Origin of the sequence: Pseudomonas sp. GM21 (assembly GCF_000282215.1) — a bacterium.
Classification (GTDB): domain Bacteria; phylum Pseudomonadota; class Gammaproteobacteria; order Pseudomonadales; family Pseudomonadaceae; genus Aquipseudomonas.
In genome coordinates, this window is sequence record NZ_AKJS01000146.1 from 33,654 (window position 1) to 49,536 (window position 15,883).

14 protein-coding genes are annotated in these 15,883 nt (G+C 58.1%); 5 read left to right on the top strand and 9 right to left on the bottom strand.

The window, feature by feature from the left end; all coding sequences use genetic code 11:
* Window positions 1-9 precede the first annotated feature (9 nt).
* Window positions 10-1,185 carry an aspartate aminotransferase family protein gene (locus PMI22_RS05335; protein WP_007948207.1) on the bottom strand — a complete coding sequence of 392 codons (1,176 nt, stop codon included), beginning with the start codon at window positions 1,183-1,185 and terminating at the stop codon, window positions 10-12.
* Between the two features lie 102 nt (window positions 1,186-1,287).
* Between PMI22_RS05335 and PMI22_RS05330 the strand changes: the two genes are divergently transcribed.
* The 3 genes from PMI22_RS05330 to PMI22_RS05320 all read left to right on the top strand — a co-directional run bounded on the left by PMI22_RS05330 (window position 1,288) and on the right by PMI22_RS05320 (window position 4,151).
* Window positions 1,288-2,193, top strand: coding sequence for a LysR family transcriptional regulator (locus PMI22_RS05330; protein WP_007948208.1), 906 nt, complete (start codon window positions 1,288-1,290; stop codon window positions 2,191-2,193).
* Window positions 2,194-2,267: 74 nt separating this feature from the next.
* Window positions 2,268-3,281: a sensor domain-containing diguanylate cyclase gene (locus tag PMI22_RS05325; RefSeq protein WP_007948209.1), complete on the top strand. Its 1,014-nt coding sequence runs from the start codon at window positions 2,268-2,270 to the stop codon at window positions 3,279-3,281.
* Between the two features lie 165 nt (window positions 3,282-3,446).
* Window positions 3,447-4,151 (top strand): hypothetical protein, encoded by a 705-nt coding sequence (locus PMI22_RS05320; protein ID WP_007948210.1) that lies wholly within the window; start codon window positions 3,447-3,449, stop codon window positions 4,149-4,151.
* 65 nt (window positions 4,152-4,216) lie between these two features.
* Here PMI22_RS05320 and PMI22_RS05315 read toward each other — a convergent pair whose 3' ends face one another.
* Window positions 4,217-4,702, bottom strand: a complete 486-nt coding sequence (locus PMI22_RS05315; protein WP_007948211.1) for a RidA family protein — start codon at window positions 4,700-4,702, stop codon at window positions 4,217-4,219.
* Between the two features lie 122 nt (window positions 4,703-4,824).
* Here PMI22_RS05315 and PMI22_RS05310 point away from each other — a divergent pair, with 122 nt between their 5' ends.
* Window positions 4,825-6,234 (top strand): aminotransferase-like domain-containing protein, encoded by a 1,410-nt coding sequence (locus PMI22_RS05310; RefSeq protein ID WP_007948213.1) that lies wholly within the window; start codon window positions 4,825-4,827, stop codon window positions 6,232-6,234.
* A 195-nt stretch (window positions 6,235-6,429) separates the two neighbouring features.
* Here PMI22_RS05310 and cyoE read toward each other — a convergent pair whose 3' ends face one another.
* The 7 genes from cyoE to hmpA all read right to left on the bottom strand — a co-directional run bounded on the left by cyoE (window position 6,430) and on the right by hmpA (window position 14,082).
* A complete protein-coding gene (gene cyoE, locus PMI22_RS05305) occupies window positions 6,430-7,317 on the bottom strand; it encodes a heme o synthase (RefSeq protein ID WP_007948214.1) in 888 nt (295 codons plus the stop codon).
* Between the two features lie 11 nt (window positions 7,318-7,328).
* Window positions 7,329-7,664, bottom strand: coding sequence for a cytochrome o ubiquinol oxidase subunit IV (gene cyoD / locus PMI22_RS05300; RefSeq protein ID WP_007948216.1), 336 nt, complete (start codon window positions 7,662-7,664; stop codon window positions 7,329-7,331).
* Window positions 7,665-8,291 carry a cytochrome o ubiquinol oxidase subunit III gene (locus tag PMI22_RS05295; protein ID WP_007948217.1) on the bottom strand — a complete coding sequence of 209 codons (627 nt, stop codon included), beginning with the start codon at window positions 8,289-8,291 and terminating at the stop codon, window positions 7,665-7,667.
* Between the two features lie 3 nt (window positions 8,292-8,294).
* Entirely contained in the window at window positions 8,295-10,325 is a 2,031-nt protein-coding gene (cyoB, locus tag PMI22_RS05290) for a cytochrome o ubiquinol oxidase subunit I (RefSeq protein ID WP_007948219.1), read from the bottom strand.
* A gap of 3 nt (window positions 10,326-10,328) precedes the next feature.
* Window positions 10,329-11,273 carry a ubiquinol oxidase subunit II gene (gene cyoA, locus PMI22_RS05285; protein ID WP_007948220.1) on the bottom strand — a complete coding sequence of 315 codons (945 nt, stop codon included), beginning with the start codon at window positions 11,271-11,273 and terminating at the stop codon, window positions 10,329-10,331.
* Window positions 11,274-12,101: 828 nt separating this feature from the next.
* Entirely contained in the window at window positions 12,102-12,611 is a 510-nt protein-coding gene (locus PMI22_RS05280) for a disulfide bond formation protein B (protein WP_033049633.1), read from the bottom strand.
* Between the two features lie 289 nt (window positions 12,612-12,900).
* A complete protein-coding gene (gene hmpA / locus PMI22_RS05275) occupies window positions 12,901-14,082 on the bottom strand; it encodes an NO-inducible flavohemoprotein (RefSeq protein WP_007948223.1) in 1,182 nt (393 codons plus the stop codon).
* 148 nt (window positions 14,083-14,230) lie between these two features.
* On the opposite strand from hmpA, the gene norR reads away from it, so the two are divergent.
* Window positions 14,231-15,781 (top strand): nitric oxide reductase transcriptional regulator NorR, encoded by a 1,551-nt coding sequence (norR, locus tag PMI22_RS05270; RefSeq protein WP_007948224.1) that lies wholly within the window; start codon window positions 14,231-14,233, stop codon window positions 15,779-15,781.
* Window positions 15,782-15,883: the final 102 nt, after the last annotated feature.

Genomic DNA, 15,883 nt, shown 5'->3' on the forward strand with positions numbered 1-15,883 from the left:
GCGAGCATCTCAGCTCGCTCTCACTATCCGACCAACCCCTCTGACAATCATCTCCACCTCCCGCTCATCAATCGTCAGCGGCGGCAGTAATCGAATGGTTTTACCCCGTGTCACGTTGATCAACAAACCGTGATCCCGTGCAGCAATGAGGGGCAGGTCGCGGATCGGTTGCTTGAGTTCGATGCCGATCATCAAGCCTTGACCACGGATCGCCAATACGTTTGGATTGTCCGCCAATTCGCTACGTAATCTGGCCAACAAACGTTCACCCTGAAGCCTGGAATTCTCCAGCAAGCCTTGTTCTTCAATGATCTCCAATACGGTGCAACCGACACGGCAGGCCAGCGGATTGCCGCCGAAGGTGCTGCCGTGGCTGCCGGGAGTGAACAGTTCGGCAGCTTTGCCTCGGGCCAGACAGGCGCCGATGGGGATGCCGTTGCCCAAGCCTTTGGCCAGGGTCATGACGTCCGGGACGATGCCTTCGTGCTGAAACGCGAACCATTGACCGGTGCGGCCGATACCGGTCTGGATTTCGTCAAGCATCATCAACCACGAGCGCTTGTTGCACAGTTCGCGCACCGCTTTGAGATAACCCGGCGGCGCCAACTGGACGCCGCTTTCGCCCTGGATCGGCTCCATCAGGATCGCCACGATTTGTTGGCCGTAGGCCTGCTGCACTTTATCCAGTGCACTGAGGTCACCGAATGGCACTTTGAGGAAATCCCCTGGCAACTCATTGAAACCCAGACGCACGGCCGGGCCATCGCTGGCGGATAACGTACCTAGCGTCCGGCCATGAAACGCGTTCTCCATGACCACCACCAGCGGTTGCTCGACGCCTTTGTGCCAGCCGTAAAGCCGTGCGAGTTTCAGCGCGGTTTCATTGGCTTCGGCACCGGAGTTGTTGAAGAACGCACGGTCCATGCCCGCCAGGTTCGTCAGTTTCTGCGCCAACTGTTGTTGCCAGTCGATGCTGTATAGGTTGGACGTGTGCAACAGCAAACCGGCCTGCTCGCTGATCGCCGAGACGATTCGAGGATGGGAGTGGCCGACGTTGGTCACCGCCACGCCCGCCACCGCGTCCAGGTACTCACGACCGTCCTCGTCCCAAAGGCGCGTCCCCAGGCCTCTGCTGAAACTCAGGGCCAGCGGTTGGTAAGTGCTCATCAGGCAGGCGGCGGTCATGGCATCAAGCTCCATCAAGGGTCGGTGTTTTTGCAGTATGGTTAGCCACCTGAGCTGGATAAATACTGCAATACTTCAATCATTTTAAAGCCGAGCTTGATAATGGATCTGTTCCAGGCAATGACCGTTTACGTACGCGTGGTAGAGGCCGGCAGCATGACGGCCGCCGCGCAGCAGTGTGAAATGTCCACGACCATGGTCGGCAATCACCTGCGCGCACTGGAGCAACGCCTGGGTGTGCGCTTGCTCAACCGTACGACACGGCGCCAGCGCCTGACGGAATTCGGCTCTGCTTATTACCTGCGCTGTCTTGAAGTACTGGGGTTGGTGGCCGACTCCGAACGCCTGGCCGAACAGAGTCAGGACGTGCCGAGTGGAGTCTTGCGCATCACGGCACCGCTGACCTTCGGCACGGAAAAGCTTGCGCCGGCGCTCAGCGATTTTTCTCTGCAATACCCTCAGGTCAAACTGGACGTGGTGCTCACGAATGGGCGCCCCGATCTGCTCGAGAATGGCCTCGATGTGGCGTTTCGTTTGGGCGCCATTGAGCCGTCCAACCTGATCGCCCGCCCGCTGATCGACTACACCCTGACCATGTGCGCGTCACCTGCGTACCTGGCGCGCCGTACCACGCCGGAAAAACCCGAAGACCTGCAACATCACGATTGCTTGTCCTTTGCCTACCCGGTCGGGGATGACTGGCAATCGGTCGCAAAACAATGGCGTCTGAGCGGGCCGGAAGGCGAAGTGATGGTGGCCGTCAGTGGTCCGATGCTGATCAATAGCTCGGCAGGGTTGCATCAGGCTGCGCGAACCGGAATGGGCATCGTGATGTTGCCCGATGCGTTGGTCGAACAGGATCTGCTCAACGGAAAACTGGTGGCGTTGATGCAGAACTATCAACTGCCAAGCCGGCCGATGCATCTGGTGTACGCCCAGGATCGCTACCGCTTGCCGAAATTAAGGCATTTCGTCGACTTTGCCATGCAGTTATGGGGCAAAGACTAGGCGTGGCAATGCGCCATGCACTAATCTCGACGCCAGGCGAGTCAATTGAAAGCAGTGCGTCAGGGAGAGGGGTGATGGGGGAAGCGTCAAATATCAAGCCATTGAAACTCAATGTGTCGGATTTTAGCGAAGACCTGCTCCACACCATTCTGGAACTGGTCAGCGATGGTATCTGGGACTGGAACGCCAACACAGGTTTTGTCTACCGCAATCCCGGTTGGTACACGATGCTCGGCTACGAGCCTCACTCCCTGGAAAACACCGCGTTGACCTGGGAAAACGTCATCCACCCTGAAGACTACCCCTCGGTCATGACCGTGTTTGATGACTACCTGCACCAGCGCACGCCCACCTATCAAACCGAGTATCGCTGCCGCATGCTGGATGGCAGTTACCTTTGGATCGAAGACCGGGGCTACGTGCTGTCACGCAACGCCGACGGCACAGTAGCGCGGATGGTCGGTGCGCACCGCAGCATCGACGACAAACGACGTCTGCTCGAGGAGCTGGAACGACGCACTCATTCCCTTGAAGCGACCGTTGAAGAGCGAACCCGGGAGTTGTCACGGGTCAATCAACAGCTTCAGGTTCAACTCGAAGAGAACCGCAAACTGGCGCAAACCGATACACTGACCTCCATCGCCAATCGCTACCTGATGGAAAAAACCCTGCCTCAGGAATGCGAACGAGCCCAGCGCTTTCGACGCCCACTGTCTTTGATCGCCATGGACATCGACGACTTCAAGACGATCAACGATCACTACGGCCATGCCTTGGGCGATGCGGCAATCGTGCAGATGGTCGAGAGAGTGAAGCACTACGTGCGTGAAGGTGATCTGCTGGCGCGGTGGGGTGGTGACGAATTCATCATGATCCTTCCTGATACCTCGTTGGCTGATGCCAGGCTCCTTGCTCAAGAAATCCGCGATGGCCTGTTGAGCTTGCCACCGGTGGGCGAGTTTCAAGTGACCATGAGTTTCGGCGTGGTGCAGCGCTTCGAAGAAGAACAACAGACCGGATTGCTGGCCCGGGCCGATCAGGCGCTGTATCGGTCGAAGGTGGCGGGCAAGAATGTGATTTCGGGGTGACCCCCGCCCCGAAGAATGGCCACCGGTTGTTGCCCTCCCGCAAAAATCCTGACCAACCGCCTGTTCATCCGTGACAACGCTGTCGCGGTCCAATAGATTAGGCGACCTGAAAAGGCCCTGTGCTTTCTCGCCTCAATTCAAGTTAAAAGAAGTAGTGAAATTTCAATGTCCGATTCCAACACCGCTGAATCCGTAGTCACCTTGTCGTCCAAAGCGGAATACGAAAACTCCATCAATCTTTCACAGCATATGCCTCAGGCCAAGATCATCAGCGAGATGGTCCTGGACGCTTTTCAATCCACCCGGGAAAGTGACCAGATCCGCGAGCTGCGCGCCGCGATTCGCCAGGCTCATGACAGCTTCGACGATGACAAAGCCTATGAACTGATGGGCGAACTCAAGCAACTCAAGGACGCGGAAGCGGCCGACATTGCGGCTCTGGAAGACCTGAGCAGCAAATTCTCGATCGGCCGGATTCTCTCCAGCTTCAAGGATGACCCGGCGTTTCAGGACATCGTCTACGGCCTGGCGCTGAAAGTGCTGAACCAGACGCATCAAGCGATCAGCAACCCGAGCAGCGGCAAAAGCAAAGCGGCTCGCGCCAAGAAAGACCTTGAAGTGTTCACCATCAGCAAGGACGGAATGAGCGTCACCCTGCCACTGCGCACCCCGCGTTCAAGCCTGAACGTGGATCGCAATGCACTGGAATTCCTCGGCTTTACCTTTGTCGGCGAAGGCGATGAAGCGGAGCTGGAAAGCGAGACGTTCCTGGACAACTCCGGGGTCGAACAAGCGGTCAACCGCAAGAACATCATCACCGCACTGCAACAGCAAACTGCGTTCGACGGCTACAGCATCGCCGCTCAGTAACACGCCTCACCTGAAAGCCCCGCCTTTGCAGCGGGGCTTTTTATTGCCTGCAGGATTTAGAGCGTCTAGGGATGGAGGGCCACGATCATGTCCACTTCTATCGGCGCGTTTTTCGGCAGCTGATAAACACCGACCGTCGTCCGGGTATGTTTGCCGGCGTCGCCCAACACGTGGGTCAAGACATCCGACACACCGTTGGCCACCTCACTCAGATCGACAAAGTCGAAGGTGGATTTCACATAAACAGTGACGCGAAGCACTGCCTTGACGTTTTCCAGTGAACCGACGGCCTCGCGGATCAGCGCCAGACCGCGTATGGCGCTGATGCTTGCGGCTTCTTGAGCGTCGGCGAGATTGAGTTCCAGCCCCACTCGGCCGGGGTACTGGATTTTGCCGTTCATGCGCGGCACCAGGCCACTGAGATACAGCTCATTGTCATGCCGAAGCAGCGGCGCGTAATGCCCGCCGGCCGGGTTTTCGTCGTAGATATCGAAGCCGAGTTCTTTGGCCATCGCGAGAAAACGTTCGTCACGGGTTATGTGCGTAATCATTTACTGAGCTCTCCTGATCCATCATGCGAACTGCGCACTTGATAGTAGAGACAGACGCTTCTCCTGATCAGGGCAAGTTCGTATAGAATCCAGCGAACTTTACTGCCAGGGAGACCAGTAAAATGCAGGCTCAGCGCGCCGTGATCGCCGCCATCGAGTTCCAGCCAGGAGCACCGCTGGTGCAGCAGATTGTCGATCAGCTGTCCGAGGCGATCAGCCAGGGAGGCCTGCCGCACGGGGCCAAGTTGCCGCCGATTCGCGAACTCTCGGAATTGATGAGCGTCGGTAAGTCCACCGTGGTCGACGCCCTCGACCGATTGCGTGCCAAGGGACTGGTGGTCTCACGCCAGGGCGCGGGGCATTACGTCCACCGCGCGAGCCCGCAAACCCCGGCCGCTGCGGGTCCGGATCTGCAACCACAAGATACCCTCAGCAGGGTCCGCCGTGCAGTGCTGGTGGACAATGGCGCGCTGCGTCCCGGCTGCGGATTTCTGCCAGGCTCGTGGTTGCCCGCCGACGAACTGCTCAAAGCGGTGCGCGGCACCCTTCGCGCGACGTCGCTGCGCATGGGCGAATACGGTGAGGTCGGTGGTTATCGGCCGCTACGTGAAGCGTTGCGGGTGAAGTTGTCGGGCATCGGTATCGAAGTGCCCGTGGAGCAAATCATCACCACCGCTAACACCATGCAGGCCATCGACCAGTTGATGCGCCTGTTGATAAAACCCGGTGATACGGTGCTGCTCGACGATCCGTGTTACTTCAACTTGCACACCAACCTGGCATTGCACGGCGCCAGGATCATCACCCTGCCCCGCGATTGTAATGGTCTGGATATGGAGGCTTTCGAGCAGTTGCTCATCGCCCATCGCCCCGTTCTCTACATGACCAACAGCACCCTGCATAACCCCACCGGGCACTCGTTTTCCGCGGCGCAGGTGTATCGCCTGCTGGAGTTGAGTCACCGTTATGGTTTCCACATTGTTGAAGATGACCTGTACGGCGACCTCCAGCAACGACGCACCCCGCGCCTGGCCGCGAGCGGGCTGGACACTGTCAGCTATGTGTCCGGTTTTTCCAAGACCCTGACGGCGAACAGCCGGGTCAGTTACGCCGTGTTGTCACCGCAACTGGCCGCCCAAATGATTGCCCTGAAGATGAGCATCGGTGGTGTGACCTCGGAATTGGCGGAGCAGATTATCCACACCATGCTCAGCAACGGCAGCTACGCCAAACACATCCGCCGTACGGTGGATCGCCTGTATGAATCGAGCAGTCGCGTCGCGAACTGGCTGGTGGAGGCTGGATGCTCGGTGTCGTCGGTACCGGGTGAAGGGCTGTTCACCTGGACCCGTTTGCCCAACGGTGTTCACGCCGAAAACCTCGCCGACAGAGGCCTCAAAAATGACCTGGTGCTGACGCCCGGTACCATGCTGAGCAAAGCGGCCGACGCCAATGGTTTTCTGCGCTTCAATGTTGCGCACAGTGATGATTTACAGGTGCGCGAGCGGTTTTTCCGTTTGCTCGATAAGTAAGATTCCTGGCACACCGATGTGTGGCCATCGCGAGCAGGCTCGCTCCCACAGGGGATCGCATTCCAATTGGAGGAACGCGGTCGAATGTGGGAGCGAGCCTGCTCGCGATGGCCGCGACACGGTCTACCAGAAAGCCCCAACAAAAAGCCCCGCACTTCTCTCGAAGGCGGGGCTTTTCTTTACAGCATCCGACGCTTAAGGCGCGTACGTCAGCAACAGCTCGGTCGGCACTTTGAAGTCCAGGGACATCATCACGCTCAACGCGGTAATGGTGAAGATCGAGAACACGAACAGCTTGCGTGCCCAGACCGTGTCATCCACTGCCTTGTAACCGGTCCAGGCCATGTACAACCAGTACATGCCCATGGCCGCGGCGACGGCGAGGTAGCTCATGCCGGCGTAACCGCTGAAGGTCAGCATCAAGGTCGCCACGAGGAACGCCAGGATGTAGAGCAGGATGTGCTTCTTGGCCACTTCGATGCCGCGCTTCACGGGCAGCACCGGAATCGATGCGGCCAGGTAATCGTTGAAGCGGAAGATCGCGATGGCGTAGGAATGCGGCATCTGCCACAGGCTGAACATCACCAGCAACGTCAGTGCGGCCATGTCGAAGCTGTTGGTCACAGCGACGTAGCCGATCACCGGCGGCATGGCGCCCGACAGACTGCCCACCAGCGTGCCGTGAACCGACTTGCGCTTGAGGTACAGGCTGTAGAAGCCGACGTAGATGATGAAACCGATCACCGCGAACAGCGCGGCCAACGGGTTCGCCACGATGTACAACAACGCAACGCCGGCAACACCCAGGACGGTCGCAAAGGCCAGGGCCAGTTTCAGGGAGATCAAGCCCTGGACCAGCGCCCGGTTCTTGGTGCGTTCCATCTTCAGGTCGATGTCGCGGTCGATGCAGTTGTTGAACACGCAACCGGAAGCCACCACCAGGGACGTGCCGATCATGGCGGCCAGGAATATGGCCAGATCGACATGCCCTTTCGAGGCCAGGAAAAATCCGCCTGCCACAGAAAGCACGTTACCGAAAATGATCCCCGGTTTGGTGATTTGGATAAAGTGCTTAAAGGACATCCGGACTTACCTCACTTCGCCATCATGAACGTGTGGATGCTGAACATGATCCACAGCGACAGGCCAACCAGCAGGACGATCACGATCGCGGCGAAGACAAACGCAATCACGTTGTTACGCTGCGCGGCCGAACGGTCCAGGTGCAGGAAGTACACCAGGTGCACCAGCACCTGGATCACGGCGAATGCCAGGACGATCATCAGGGTGATCGACTTCGGCAGCGTCGGGTACATCACCAGACCAAACGGGATGATGGTCAGGATCACCGACAGGATGAAGCCGATCGCGTAGGACTTGACGCTGCCGTGGCCGGCGTCGTGGCTGTCGTGAGCGTGTGTGTTAGCCATTTACATAGTCCCCATCAGGTAAACAACGGTGAATACGCAGATCCACACAACGTCCAGGAAGTGCCAGAACAGGCTCAGGCAGCTCAGACGGGTCTTGTTGGTCGCCGTCAGGCCATTTTTCTGCACCTGATACATCATGATCGCCATCCAGATCAGACCGCTGGTCACGTGCAGACCGTGGGTACCGACCAGGGTGAAGAACGCGGACAGGAAGCCGCTGCGGCTAGGGCCGTAGCCTTCGGAGATCAACACGTGGAACTCGTTGATCTCCATGCCGATGAAGCCGGCACCGAACATGAAGGTCATGGCCAGCCAGCCCAGGACCTGCTTCTTGTTGCCCCGGAAGAACGCCAGCATGGCGAAGCCGTAGGTGATCGAACTGAACAACAGCAGAGCGGTTTCGCCCAGCACGTATGGCAGCTCGAAGATGTCGTGGCCCGACGGGCCACCCGCTACGTTGTTAACCAGTACCGCGTACACCGCGAAGATCGACGCAAACAGAATGCAGTCGGTCATCAGGTAGAGCCAGAAACCGTATACGGTCATCTCGCCCGAGTCGTGGTGATGGTCATCGTGCCCATGTCCATCGACATGGGTGTGTCCAGCATTGGTCACTAAGTTCGACATGGTTTAAGCCTGTTCCAACGAGGTTTCAACACGGATGGCGGTGGCCGGGATTTTCCCTGCCGCGACCAGACGCTTGTGCTGCTCGGCTTCGATGCGTTCGATTACATCGACCGGCACCATGTAGCCTTGATCGTCACGTGCAGCATGGATCACGAAGTAGATGACAGTGCCGGCCAGGCTAGCGATTGCCAGCCACCAGATGTGCCAGATCATCGCGAAACCGAACACGGTCAACAGCGCGCCCATCACCACACCAGTGGCGGTGTTGTTCGGCATGTGGATCGGCTCGTACCTGGCCGGAGCCTTGTACGCAGTACCGTTTTCCTTGGCTTCGGTGAACGGGTCGATGCAGTCGGCTTTCGGCAGCACGGCGAAGTTGTAGAACGGAGGTGGCGACGAGGTCGACCATTCCAGAGTGTGGGCATTCCACGGGTCGCCGTGATCGCAGATGTTCTCTGGTTTGTTGCGGTCACGCACACTGACGTACAGCTGGATCAGCTGGCAGGCGATGCCGACAGCGATCATCACCGCACCGAACATGGCGACGTACAGGTACGGCACCCACTCAGGGTTGGTGGTGGCGTTCAGACGACGGGTCATACCCATGAAGCCCAGAACATAAAGCGGCATGAACGCGACGAAGAAGCCGGTGATCCAGAACCAGAACGCTGCCTTGCCCCAACCTTCGTGCAGTTTGAAGCCGAACGCTTTCGGGAAGTAGAAGGCGAAACCTGCGATGTAGCCGAATACCGCGCCGCCGATGATCACGTTATGGAAGTGAGCGATCACGAACAGGCTGTTGTGCAGAACGAAGTCAGCACCCGGGATGGCCAGCAGTACGCCGGTCATGCCGCCGATGGCGAAGGTCACCATGAAGCCCAGGGTCCACAGTACCTGGCTGGTGAAACGCAGACGCCCTTGGTAAATGGTGAACAGCCAGTTGAATAGCTTCACACCCGTCGGGATGGAGATCAGCATCGTCGCCAGACCGAAGAAGGCGTTGACGCTGGCACCCGAACCCATGGTGAAGAAGTGGTGCAGCCAAACCATGAAGCCCAGTACCGAGATCGCGCCCGAAGCGTAGATCATCGAGTGGTGGCCGAACAGTTTCTTGCCGGTGAAGGCCGAGATGACTTCCGAGAAAATGCCGAATGCCGGCAGGATCAGGATGTACACCTCAGGGTGACCCCACGCCCAGAACAGGTTGACGTACATCATTGGATTGCCACCAAGTTCATTGGTGAAAATGTGGAAATCCATGTAACGGTCAAGCGTCAGCAGTGCCAGGGTAGCGGTCAGGATCGGGAACGAAGCCACGATCAGAACGTTGGCCCAGGTGCAGGTCCAGGTGAAGATCGGCATGTCCATCAGTTTCATGCCAGGGGTACGCATTTTCAGCACGGTGGCCAGGAAGTTGACCCCCGTTAGTGTCGTCCCCAGACCCGATAGCTGTAGCGCCCAGATGTAGTAATCCATCCCCACGCCCGGACTGTATTGCAGACCCGACAGCGGTGGATAGGCAACCCAACCGGTCTTGGCGAATTCGCCGACGCCCAGGGACAGGTTGATCAGCACCACGCCGGAAACCAGCAGCCAGAAGCTCAGGGAGTTCAGGAACGGGAAAGCAACGTCACGCGCGCCGATCTGCAGCGGCACTGCAAGGTTCATCAGGCCGGTGAAGAATGGCATCGCCATGAAGATGATCATGATCACACCGTGGGCGGTGAAGATCTGGTCATAGTGTTCAGGTGGCAGGTAGCCAGGCGAACCCTCGGTGGCCATGGCCAACTGGGTACGCATCATGATGGCGTCGGCAAAACCGCGCAGCAGCATGACCATGGCGACGATGATGTACATCACGCCGATTTTCTTGTGGTCGACCGACGTCAGCCACTCGGTCCACAAATAAGTCCACTTCTTGAAGTAGGTGATTGCAGCGAACAGCGCCAGACCACCGAGCGCGATCATGGCGATGGTTATCATCACGATCGGTTCGTGGAACGGGACCGCTTCCCAACTTAATTTACCAAACATCGTTTACTCCTCTGCCCCGGCAGCTGAATGCGAGTTCATGTCCATTCCTTGCGTAGCGGCCACTTCTTTCTCTTTCTTCTCGTGCTTGACCTTAGGACCCGGTTTCATGCCTTCGTACTTGTCGACGATGGTCTGGAACAGGTTCGGCGTCACCGAGGAGTAGAGCTCGACTGGGTTGTTCTGGCTCTGCTTGGCAAGGGCTGCGTACTCAGCTTGTTCAAGCTGCTTAGGTGCCTTTTTGACTTCACTTACCCAGGCGTCGAAATCTTCCTGGGAAGTTGCGATCGCTTTGAATTTCATGCCGGTGAAACCTGCGCCGCTGTAGTTGGCGGAGATACCGTCCATTTCAGCGTTACGGTCGGCGATCAGGTGCAGCTTGGTCTGCATGCCCGCCATCGCGTAGATCTGGCCGCCCAGGCCCGGGATGAAGAACGAGTTCATCACGGCGTCGGAGGTGATCTTGAAGTTGATTGGCGTGTGCGCCGGGAACACGATCTTGTTGACCGTGGCAATGCCTTGTTCCGGGTAGATGAACAGCCACTTCCAGTCCAGCGCGACCACTTCGATGGTCACAGGCTTGACGTCGGATTCAATCGGACGGTAAGGGTCCAATTCGTGGGTCGAAACGTAGGTGATGTAACCCAGGGCAATGATGATCAGAACCGGGATGGTCCAGACTGCCACTTCGATTTTGGTCGAGTGCGACCATTTCGGGGTGTAAATGGCGTTCTGGTTGGAAGCGCGGTACTTCCAGGCAAACAGGAAGGTCATGACGATAACCGGCACCACGACCAACAGCATCAGCAGCGTGGCGGTGATGATCAGGTTTCGCTGTTCCAGGCCGACCTGGCCCGTTGGATTGAGCAAGGTCATGTTGCAGCCTCCCAGCAACAACGTGCCGAGCAGCGGCACTAGGCCTAGTAATCTGGGGTACCTGTTTTTACTCATCTCACGACCTCTAAAGCAGCTTGCGCAATGCAGTTGGGTTTTGATCGCCAACACTTCACCCTGCCAAGGGTTGGCATTTTTCTTGGATTGAATAAGGGCTGCCCGTCGCGCGTCAGACGCTGCTCGACAAATCCTGGGCCAGCGTTAAGTTCTTATTCGAATTCGTGGTCAAAGGCCTTGTTACAGACCAATTCCATTTGGTGCGGATAATTGGAAGGCTCCGACACCAGGGAGTCGCATGAAGCGTTCAAGCCCCCCGACGCCCTACTTCTGCTCATGCACCTGAGTAAGGGTGAGCAGTGCCGGGATTTCAGTGCGGGCGATTGTAGATATGTAGCGATTCATAAACCATGTCTTATCTCGAAATAATTTCTATCCATTCAGACAACAATCACTAGCGGAATTCGCAAAAGCGCGGCATGTTATCGAAATTCATTCTCAACAAAAACACCAAAATTAGTGGGTCTACCTTGCGCAGTTCAGACAGCTTCGAGGCCACCTCCAGTGTCTTCGTCATTGCCCAATCCCCTATCAGACAAGGGCTCTGGCGATTCGCCAGCCCCTGTTAAAACTGCCTGCTTCATCATTTCCAGGGTGATGTGATGAGCCACGGGACCCGTCAGATTTTGTTGCCTTGTCCTGCGTCAATTAATCCTCGTGAAATGCATCGCGACACTCCCGCTGTGACAACGTGTCGCACACGTGTCGCACCCCTGGTTGTCGCGTATCACGGGATTTTTATCCGGCCTCTGAAATGCAAAACGCCCCGGCCCTCTCAACGAGGGCCGGGGCGTTTCTATAGATCAAGCAGCGGCGAAGCGAACCGCTTCAGCGCGGCGCTTTACGGTTACGCGAAGTCAGCAACGGCACCAGAATCACGATCAGTACGAACGACACCAGCGCCCATTGCGCCAGCGACAGACCGAGGATCGGCGGGTACGGCGTGGAACAGAAACCATCTACCTGGAAGCCCAGCGGGAAGATCTTCGCCAGCGGCAAACCATCGACAATCGGTTGCAGCACATCGATGCCGCAGCTGACCGCAGGGTAGAACTGGGTGTAGACGTGATGCCCGGCGACCGCTGCGCCTGCAATGGCGCAGATGACCACCAACGTCTCGAACACAGTAATGCCGCGCCGGGTGCGCGTTGCCGCGCCGATGAAGGCAAATACCGCAATCAGCAACAATGCGTAGCGCTGGAGGATGCACAGCGGGCATGGTGCCTCGCCCTTGAACACTTGCAGGTACAACGCACCGCCAATCAGTGCCAGGCAGATGATGCCCAGTAACACCAGATAGCGTCGTTCGCGTCCCAACCGCATTGTTTCCTCGTTCATCGCCTATCCCTTTTAAGTATCAATTGCCGCAAGTCTACACGCAGGCTCCGACGTTTGAGAGCCTGGCGCGTGCTGGCGGATTTGGGGGAATAAACGATAAACCGGTTAAGAAGGGATTAACTTTGTAAGTGTTTTTCAAGGTTGAAGACCGTGGTGCGGCCATTCGCGAGCAGGCTCGCTCCCACAATTGACCGCGTCGAGCACCAATCATGTGTCCGATGCGGATCCAATGTGGGAGCGAGCCTGCTCGCGAAGCAGGCGACTCGGTCTCCCGAGTCGCCGCGCCCAGTTACTCCAACGCCGCAGCCGGCCCAAAGAACTCATAACGGCTTTGCTTCTCTGGAACCCCCAAGGCCTTGAGGTGGCGCTTGACCGCGGCCATGAACCCTTTAGGCCCCAGGAAGTACGCATCCAGGTCACGCTGCTCGGGCAGCCACTCGCCCAATTGCTCCTGGCTCAACAACCCGACCTTGTGCGCCGCAGCGCTGACACCATCATCTTCGTCGTAGCAATAGAAGCGCTTGAGTTGCGGATGACGCTCGGCCAACCCATCAATCCAGTCGCGGAAGGCATGCACACTGCCGTTGCGCGCGCAGTGGATGAAATGTACCGGGCGCTCGGTGGCCAACGCGGCTTCAAGCATTGCCAGGGTCGGCGTGATGCCGACGCCACCGCTGATCAGCACCAGCGGTTTGTCGTTGGCCGTCAGGGTGAAATCGCCCGATGGCGGGAACAACTGAATGCTCGAACCGACCTGCAGATGATCGTGCAAGTGGTTAGACGCACGCCCACCGGTTTCACGTTTGACGCTGATGCGGTAGTGGCCCTTGTTCGCCAGCTCCGACAACGAGTAGTTGCGACGAATCTCTTCGCCCTCCAGGATCAGTTTCATGCCGATGTACTGGCCAGGTTCCGCCGCAAGGATCGGACCTTTGTCGGCGGGTTCCAAGTAGAACGAAGTGATTTCCGCGCTTTCCTCGACCTTGGCCGCGACGATGAATTCCCGCGCCCCGCGCCAGCCACCGGGTGCTTGTTCTTTCTGGTCGTAAATGCTGCCTTCAGCGCCGATTAAAATGTCGGCAAGCTGACCATAAGCCGCTCCCCAGGCCGCAATGACTTCAGGGGTGGCGATTTCCTCGCCCAGCACTTCGGCGATGGCACGCAGCAGGCAGGAGCCAACAATCGGGTAGTGTTCCGGCAGGATTTGCAGGGCCACGTGCTTGTTGATGATCTTGGCCACCAGGTCGCCCAACTGGTCGAGCTGGTCGATGTGTCGTGCGTACATCAACACACCGTTGGCCAGTGCGCGTGGCTGATCACCGCTGGCCTGGTGGGCCTGGTTGAACAGCGGGCGGACTTCGGGGTATTCAGAGAGCATCATGCGGTAGAAGTGCGTGATCAGCGCTTCACCGCCGCTTTCCAGCAGTGGCACGGTGGATTTGACGATGGCACGGTCTTGAACGCTAAGCATAAGGACGACTCCGGAGCTTTGTGTGTATTTCCTAAGACATATCAGATTCCGTGCCAAAACTATAATCGTTACAAATCAATAACTTAAAAACACCGTAGTCATATCGACATGAGCTGTTTTATAGTCTTGCCGACTACATGGGGTCACTATGACTGCGAAATCCCTGCTCACCGCTCTGCTGCCTCTGGTTTCCGACCTGTCCCGCGAATTGCCCGAAGGGGAGCGCTATCGACGTCTGCTCGAAGCCATGCGCGCCCTGCTTCCCTGTGATGCCGCTGCCCTGCTGCGCCTTGACGGCGAATGGCTGGTGCCGCTGGCCGTCGACGGGTTAAGCACTGACACCCTGGGCCGGCGCTTCAAAGTCAGCGAACACCCGCGCTTCGAGGCCTTGCTCAGCAGCCACGGTCCCACCCGCTTCGCCGCCGACAGCGACCTGCCTGACCCTTACGACGGACTGGTCGATGGGCTCGACGATCATCTGGAAGTCCACGACTGCATGGGTTGCCCGCTGTTTATCGACGAGCGTCCATGGGGTTTGCTGACCCTCGACGCCCTCGACCCGGAACAGTTTGAACCCATCGAACTGGATGCGCTGCAAGCCTTTGCCAGCCTCGCGGCGGCCACGGTCAACGCCGCCGAACGCATCGAACGCCTGGCCAATCGTGTCGAAGACGAACACCAGCGCGCCGAGGTTTACCGTCAGGCCAGCGGTCAGCAGGACCGCGAAATGATCGGCCAGAGCAAGGCGCACAAACGTCTGGTGGAAGAGATTAGCCTGGTGGGTGGCAGTGACCTGACCGTACTGATCACCGGCGAAACCGGGGTCGGCAAAGAACTGGTCGCGCAGGCGATTCATGCCGCCTCTGCGCGGGCCGACAAACCAATCATCAGCCTTAACTGCGCGGCCCTGCCGGATACTCTGGTCGAGAGCGAACTGTTCGGCCACGTGCGAGGTGCGTTCACTGGGGCGACGAATGATCGTCGCGGCAAGTTCGAACTGGCCAATGGCGGTACGCTGTTTCTCGATGAAGTCGGCGAGCTGTCACTGACCGTGCAGGCCAAGCTGCTGCGCGTCCTGCAAAGCGGGCAATTGCAGCGTTTGGGCTCGGACAAGGAACACCAGGTTGACGTGCGCCTGATCGCGGCAACCAACCGCGACCTGGCCGAAGAAGTGCGCAACGGTCGCTACCGTGCGGACTTCTATCACCGCTTGAGTGTTTACCCCTTGCTGGTACCGGCGCTGCGCGATCGCGGACGGGATGTGTTGCTGCTCAGCGGTTTTTTCCTGGAGCAGAACCGCTCGCGCATGGGCCTCAACAGCCTGCGTTTGAACAGCGATGCACAGGCCGCATTGATGGCCTACAACTGGCCGGGGAACGTGCGGGAGCTGGAGCATTTGATTGGCCGAAGTGCGCTCAAAGCACTGGGTAACTGCAAGGACCGACCGAAGATTCTCAGTTTGAGCGCGGCTGACCTGGACTTGCCCACGGGCCGGGTCGAGGTCGTTACCGAGCAAGCAGTGGCCAGCCCTGCAGTGTCGGTGTCTGGCGATTTACGTGAAGCCACGGAGAACTATCAGCGGCAATTGATCAGTGCCTGCCTTGAGCGGCACCACAACAACTGGGCGAGTGCGGCGCGTGAGCTGGGCCTGGACCGGGCGAATCTGGGGCGCATGGCCAAGCGGTTGGGGATGAAATAACTCGGTCCCTGTAGATACCGTCTTGAACCTCACCGGGCAATCGCGTTTTGTCAGGCAAATCCCAGACGCAGCCTCGCGTTGCTCGTCAGCTGCTACGGGGAG

Coding starts and splice junctions, on each gene's coding strand:
- PMI22_RS05335 (WP_007948207.1), bottom strand. CDS start 1,185: ATGACCGCCGCCTGCCTGATGAGCACTTACCAACCGCTGGCCCTGAGT.
- PMI22_RS05330 (WP_007948208.1), top strand. CDS start 1,288: ATGGATCTGTTCCAGGCAATGACCGTTTACGTACGCGTGGTAGAGGCC.
- PMI22_RS05325 (WP_007948209.1), top strand. CDS start 2,268: ATGGGGGAAGCGTCAAATATCAAGCCATTGAAACTCAATGTGTCGGAT.
- PMI22_RS05320 (WP_007948210.1), top strand. CDS start 3,447: ATGTCCGATTCCAACACCGCTGAATCCGTAGTCACCTTGTCGTCCAAA.
- PMI22_RS05315 (WP_007948211.1), bottom strand. CDS start 4,702: ATGATTACGCACATAACCCGTGACGAACGTTTTCTCGCGATGGCCAAA.
- PMI22_RS05310 (WP_007948213.1), top strand. CDS start 4,825: ATGCAGGCTCAGCGCGCCGTGATCGCCGCCATCGAGTTCCAGCCAGGA.
- cyoE (WP_007948214.1), bottom strand. CDS start 7,317: ATGTCCTTTAAGCACTTTATCCAAATCACCAAACCGGGGATCATTTTC.
- cyoD (WP_007948216.1), bottom strand. CDS start 7,664: ATGGCTAACACACACGCTCACGACAGCCACGACGCCGGCCACGGCAGC.
- PMI22_RS05295 (WP_007948217.1), bottom strand. CDS start 8,291: ATGTCGAACTTAGTGACCAATGCTGGACACACCCATGTCGATGGACAT.
- cyoB (WP_007948219.1), bottom strand. CDS start 10,325: ATGTTTGGTAAATTAAGTTGGGAAGCGGTCCCGTTCCACGAACCGATC.
- cyoA (WP_007948220.1), bottom strand. CDS start 11,273: ATGAGTAAAAACAGGTACCCCAGATTACTAGGCCTAGTGCCGCTGCTC.
- PMI22_RS05280 (WP_033049633.1), bottom strand. CDS start 12,611: ATGAACGAGGAAACAATGCGGTTGGGACGCGAACGACGCTATCTGGTG.
- hmpA (WP_007948223.1), bottom strand. CDS start 14,082: ATGCTTAGCGTTCAAGACCGTGCCATCGTCAAATCCACCGTGCCACTG.
- norR (WP_007948224.1), top strand. CDS start 14,231: ATGACTGCGAAATCCCTGCTCACCGCTCTGCTGCCTCTGGTTTCCGAC.